Below are 6,440 nucleotides of genomic sequence, written 5' to 3' on the forward strand. Positions count from 1 at the left end.
GATTGTTCTATAGGAGGGCTAGTTTAGTTCTCTTTTTTGTTTTTTAGTAAGAACCCGAGACCTAGAAGGGCAAGGAGACTAATTCCTGCAAACAGGAGTTTGTGATCGTTTTTGGTTCCTGTATTTGGAAGTTCAGCTTGTTTAGCTAGAGGCGCAGGTATATTTTCCTTGCTAGGGTTTTCTACTGATTCGTTTTGAACAGCTTCACTTACAGATGATGCTTGTGCTTCTTGTGCTGGTTGTTCAGCTTGTGAATCAGCTGTAGCTTGGCTAGGTTTATTTTCTGCATCAGCTACTTTTGCATCTGGTTTTGCAGAATCAGGTTTAGTTTGTGGAGCTGGAGTTTGCTGTTCCGGTTTGACTACTCGGTTTGACATATTGTCTTGGATATTATATTGCCCTTGTTCTTGTTTTAAGCTAGAAAGGTCAAATTCTGGTTTTTCTTCCACAGCTGGGGCAACGATGGCACCGCCTTGAGAGATTCTAAGAACAGTAGCTGTAAGGGCATTTAATTTCAAGCCTTTTTCAGTCCATTCGAGTCCTTTCGGGTTGGCAATTCCTACTGGCCCTGCTTGGTTTTCATCTGCTAAAACTTCAGCATTTCTGAGGTGGGCAAAGGCAGTTCCCAAATTAAATTCGCGAGCTTTTTCGTCCGCATTGACAAAGACTGCGTAGATGTCTCCATTTGGAGCAGTGATTTGGTAGCCAATTACTACGTCCTCTTTTGCCACACCATTTTGGCCTGGGACAGTGATGAGGTGGACACGGTCTTTGATATCTTGGAGACTCTTAAGTCGGAAGGCATCTGTAGATTGACGAAGAGCAATCAACCCTTTCATATAGTCACGGCTCTTGACATTTTCAGGATATGCTTTTCCATCTGTAGCCTTAGTCCAGTCAAACTTGTTAATAGCATCACTCGAATCGTAAGAGTCATGGATGAAGTAAGGATAGTCAAATGGATTGCCGTCCTTATCACGCAACAAGTGAGATTTGTTTGGAACCTTATCCTCCGATACTGGAGTCTTGTAGGCTGGGTCACGGAATTGTTTAGTACGTCCGTATTCCTGACCAGAGTGGATAAACGGAGTTCCTTGAGATGTCAAGACCATGAGGTTTCCAAGTCGCAAACGACGGTGGATTTCAGCATAGTTCTCAGCCTTGCTTGGGTCTTTTTTGATAGACTGGGCGATGATGTCAAAGAGGGTCAAGTTATCATGGGCTGCGATGTATTGGATGACATCTCCAGGGCTGTCAGCTTCAAAGTTGGTTGGTTGAGCAATGATATTTTTGAAGATGGTGTTGATATCACGCTTGCCACCTGTGATAAAGGCAGGTTGACCTTCGTTTGGATAACCAGACTTGAGGTTGTTACGAATGTCATCTGAAAAGACAGCGACTGTATCGGTATGTTTCATCCAATCTTGGTCAGCAGCTTTAGTAGGCATGTTCTCATCACCTGCATAGGTTCTCCAACCTTCACCAAGCATGATTAAGTGTGGATTGAGGGCGCGTGCGGCCTTGTACGCTTCTTCAATAGAAGCTGCATCATGGTCTCCCATCATATCGAAGCGGAATCCATCCACTTTGTAGGTATCAACTAGATATTTGATAGAGTCAACTAGGAGTCGTTTGGTCATATGGTGGGTTGTCCCCAAGCGTCCACCACCAAAGCTAGTGCGAGGTGTCCCATCAGCATCCATAAAGTGGTAGTAGTTTGGCTCTAAATCTTCAAAGATATCGACCTTGGCTGTATGGTTATACACTACATCTAGGATAGCTCCCATACCACGTTTGTGGATCTCGTTGATGAGGTTTTTAAATTCTGCGATTCGTTTTTCTGGATTTTTAGGATCGCTTGAATACATACCAGTCAAGGAGAAGTAGTTTTGAGGATCATATCCCCAGTTATAGTTGCTGTTGCTTGAAGCATAGTCAGACAAGCGTTCATGGTTTTTCAATTCATTGACAAAGTAGTAAGACAAGACTGGAAGGAGCTGGATGTGGGTTACACCCAAGTTTTTGAGGTAGTCTAGTTTTTCGATAAAGGCTTCAAAAGTACCAAATGGTTTGGTCAAGTCTTTTGCGATAGCGGGATCTGAAGTGAAGTCACGCACATGAGCTTCGTAGATAACGGCATTTTCACGAGTCTTGAAGTTGTGAATCTTACCATAAGTCAAGTCTTGAGGTCCTAGTTTGGCTGGATCTACAAAGGCGGCTTTAGCCACTTTATGGGAAGCGTCTGTTTTTGCAAGATCACTATTCCAAGCAGCGAGGGACTTAGCGTAAGGATCGAGTGCAAGAACAGTTTTACCTTGACGTTCAATTTGGTATTGATAATAGTAGCCAGTGAAATCTGTGATTCCTAATTTATTTGTGCTATCTAGAGTTTGTTTCCAAGTTCCTCTTTCCCCTTTTTCAAGAGCGACAGTTCCAACCACTTTTTCAGGGTCATTCTTGTCGTAGACAACGACAGAAACCTTATCAGCACTTGGTGACCAAAGGGTTAAATCAACCTGTTTTCCTTCTTCTTTTAAGTCAGCTCCAAGTTTGCCATCATAACTGTATGTCTCATCTTTAAGTCGCCAGCTTGTTTTGGTAGTGAATTGGTCGGAATTGTAGCTAACAGTATATGGATGTTTTGTGTCCGAGAAATCTCCGCTGTAGGTCACTTTCTTACCAGCTTCATCTATTGCAACATCAGTAATAGCTACTTTGTTTCCTAGGTGATTAGTGATGTTAGAGTGTTTGAGGATATCCTCTTTTTTAGCACCGACAAGTGTTGAAAAACTACTCTCAATGCTAGAAGTACCTACGTGTTGGGCTCCTGTCATGCGGATATCGTGCACATAGTAGGGGTTGGTGTAGATGGTTTCATCATCGTCTTTTAGGAAAATTTGGCTATGATTTTTTAAATCTGTGAACTTATAATCTTCTTTACGGATTTTCACATCGTCTCCTTGTTTGTTTCTGTCTAGTAATAAAAATCCAAGGTCTTTAGCTGCATCTTTGAGTGGAATATCGATATAGCGACCATATTTGCCTGTAGCCGTAAAGTCTGTTCCATTAGGCCATTCACCACTACTTGGCTCTTTCACATCTCCCCAGTACCAGAGAGACTTCTTGTCATAGTTGCCATCTGTGCGGTAGTAGTTGACACGAATAGTTCCTGCAGGCTGTGGTTCGTAAGAGAAAACCTTGTTATCTTGGTCCAACCAAGCCTCATTCATCTTTGGTGCCAGTTTTTCTACTGATTTATCGCCGGTTAGATTTTTCCCAGCTGTATTATTGATGAGGAAGCTAATTTTCTTGGCTTGTTCTCCCTTTAATTTGACATCTAGGTAGTAGCCATAGTCATCTTTTTTGGCATCCTTGAAGGACAAGGCTCCGTTCGGCCAATTTTCAGAAGGTTTTTCAACATCGTCCCAAGTCCATAGTCCTTGACTATCCTTGTTTTCTTCAGGGAGTTTTTTGACATGGATGCGGAAGTAGTTGTCTTCGATTGGCTCTTCTGTCTTAGTTTCAGTCGTTACTGGACTCGTAGAAGTAGTTGGTTCACTTGAACGATCTTGTCCGGTTTGTGGGGCTGAATCGGCGGGAGTTGCAGCAGGAGTAGTTGGCTCTGTTGCAGGTTTTTCTTCTGTTTTCTTTAGGGAAGCGTTTGCACTATCGGGTGAAGAAAAATCGCTTTCGTTCTTGCCAGCGATGTTTGTTGCATCAGTAAGAGGTTGAGTAAGGGAGGTCGTATTTCTGTTGCTGGGTTCGTTAGTGGTTGGTGTATTTTCGTTGGCTGAGATAGTTGGTGTAGCCATGGCAAGCAGAATAAGGCTTGCTCCAATAAGGACAGAACCAGTTCCATTTTTGAGGGAACGGATGCTGTAAACCATTTTTTTCTCAGTTTGAGATGGTATTTTTCTCATAATGATTCTCCAATCAATAAATTTCTATCATCAGTATAGCACTTAGTAAAATAAGATGCAAGCGTTTTCCTAAAATTAAAATAAAAGAAAAAATCGCAACAAATTTTGTTACGATTAAGCCAGTCTTTCTTTATGAATTTGAGAAGCCAGCAGGTGAAGGTGATGAAATAGTTCTGAAGTAGAGAAGTTACGATTGTAGATAAGTGGTTTAGGAGAGTTGGTGACAGGAAAGGTAGTGATAACAATATCGTGAGGAATTTGATTGAGAATTGAGAAAGAAATCGTAGATTCTTCCCAAGAATCAAAGAGATAGAGATTATTGCCGTAGTGAGCAAGGGTGTCGATAAGGTTTTGTGCGTGATGACTATCCAAATGACTAATGACTAAAACACGTATTTTGGGAAGTTTTTGAAGTAATTGGACTAAAATTCGTTGCCCTTGGATAGAAAAGGTGTAGACAAGTTCTTGTAGCTTACTTGGGTGATTTTCTAGCCCCATTTCAGTAAGGTAAGATTGGAATTTGTGTTGACTTACTTCAAATAGTTTTGGAAATTCTACTTGATAACTGCTTAAAATTTGGGATTTCTGTCTGTCGAGAGACTGGTTACTGAGTAAATGAAAGAAATCAGATTGGGCAGTGTAGTGGAGGAGCCAAATCAATTCCTCGCGATTTTCAATCTGTAGGTGAAATTCTTTAGCTAGTTCTTCTAGAATTTGGCTCAATAAACGATAAGATTTTTGGATATGTTGAATATCACCCAGTACTCCATTGCTAGGATTGTTTGTGATCTGAGGAGACTTTACTGGATTTGAAAATAGCTGTTCTAGCGTCTCCTTTTTCGGTTCAAAATGAAGTTTTTTAGCCAGCTTTTTGATATCTTGTTCAAACTGGGTAATCTGCATGAGGGTGCTGTAGTGACTGGTTAAAAGAGGAGTAGGATTTTCAATCAAATGCCCCTTATTAAAGCGCTCCATATTGATAGCTAGAGTATATTTGATTTGTCGTAAACTACTGAGGTTGGGTGAAACTTGTTGGGCGTCCAAAAATAGCTGAATCAAGTGAGTGAGTGCCTCTTCAGAAATAGAAGGAAAGGGCCAATCCAGAAAACTGTAACTTTGGCTAAAGTAGTCTAGATAAAAGGCGCGAATGTCCTCTTCTTCTCCCTCCATGACTAAAGGGGAAGGTTGGATGTTGACGCTATAGTGTTGTGGAAGTTTAGTGTTGATACGATGAATGATTTCCTCAATATGCTCTTGATTAGTGGAAAGTACCTGACATATTTGCTCAAGCGATTGCCCCTCTTTGAAAAATAACTGGTTCAAAAAAGAATAGGTTTCAGATTGTTTAAGAATCGCAATCCTGGGATCTAAGGTGTTTTGGAAGTCAAACTGCAATTGAATGCCTTTTTTTCTTGATTGAAGCAGGAGGTTAGGAAACAATTGCTCAAGCTTAAAAAGGTGTTCTTGCAATTTTTCTATTGAAAAATTCAGCTTCTCAGCCAAGACGGACAAAATTCTATCCAATCATGGCGTTTGGTTAATTCTTCCAATAAGAATAGCAAGTCTTGTTCAGTTTTAGACAGCAAGATATTCATCATAAACCTCCCTATATATTTATACATATATATTAAAAGAAAAGCCTGGTAAAGTCAAGAAAACAGCCTATGATAAAATAGGAAAATCTGAATTTACTATATTTTTCTTGGATTATTAAACTGAAAATGAAATTTGCAAAGCGATTATTGAATTTAATTTTTTTATTTTTATAGGAAAAGATTGTTTAAAAAATAGTAAAAAAACCTTGAAAAATTTAGCTAAATAGGGTATAATATGAGTAATCATTTGTCGTAGGTTTTGTCTGAAATATTGTCCAGACAAGGCTCACAGCAGTTAAATCTCCTGAAAAAGTCAGATTTAACTGCTCTTTTTGTGCTTTTTTTCAGGATTTTAAGCATTTGTAACAAAGACTTAAAGATTCTGAAAATTCATCAAAGGGACACGGTGATAGGGGTTTTTAAAACCATATGACGATTAGAAAAGCCTGATTGACAAGGCTTGGAACTTATTTACAAAGGAGAATCATCTTGGCAGGACATGACGTTCAATACGGGAAACATCGTACCCGTCGTAGTTTTTCAAGAATCAAAGAAGTTCTTGACTTACCAAATTTGATTGAAATTCAAACTGATTCATTTAAAGATTTCCTAGACCATGGTCTGAAGGAAGTGTTTGAAGATGTATTGCCAATTTCAAACTTCACAGACACAATGGAGTTGGAATTTGTTGGCTACGAAATCAAAGAACCAAAATATACGCTAGAAGAAGCTCGTATCCACGATGCTAGCTACTCAGCACCAATTTTTGTAACCTTCCGCTTGATCAATAAAGAAACAGGCGAAATCAAGACCCAAGAAGTTTTCTTTGGTGATTTCCCAATCATGACAGAAATGGGTACTTTCATCATCAATGGTGGTGAACGTATCATCGTATCTCAGTTGGTCCGCTCACCAGGTGTTTACG

Annotated in this window: 2 protein-coding genes and 1 pseudogene; 1 reads left to right on the forward strand and 2 read right to left on the reverse strand. The window is 40.0% G+C overall.

Annotated features, from left to right (window positions below; translation table 11 throughout):
- Positions 1-23 precede the first annotated feature (23 nt).
- Together B7698_RS08045 and B7698_RS08050 are read right to left on the reverse strand one after the other, a co-directional pair.
- Positions 24-3,920, reverse strand: a complete 3,897-nt coding sequence (locus B7698_RS08045) for a pullulanase (protein WP_084865204.1) — start codon at positions 3,918-3,920, stop codon at positions 24-26.
- Between the two features lie 114 nt (positions 3,921-4,034).
- Entirely contained in the window at positions 4,035-5,243 is a 1,209-nt protein-coding gene (locus B7698_RS08050; protein WP_239822594.1) for an AcpB/EbpR/MafR family transcriptional regulator, read from the reverse strand.
- Between the two features lie 761 nt (positions 5,244-6,004).
- Here B7698_RS08050 and B7698_RS08055 point away from each other — a divergent pair.
- A pseudogene (locus tag B7698_RS08055) lies at positions 6,005-6,440 on the forward strand (DNA-directed RNA polymerase subunit beta); the annotation flags it as partial.

Source organism: Streptococcus mitis, assembly GCF_002096855.1.
Classification (GTDB): domain Bacteria; phylum Bacillota; class Bacilli; order Lactobacillales; family Streptococcaceae; genus Streptococcus; species Streptococcus mitis_Y.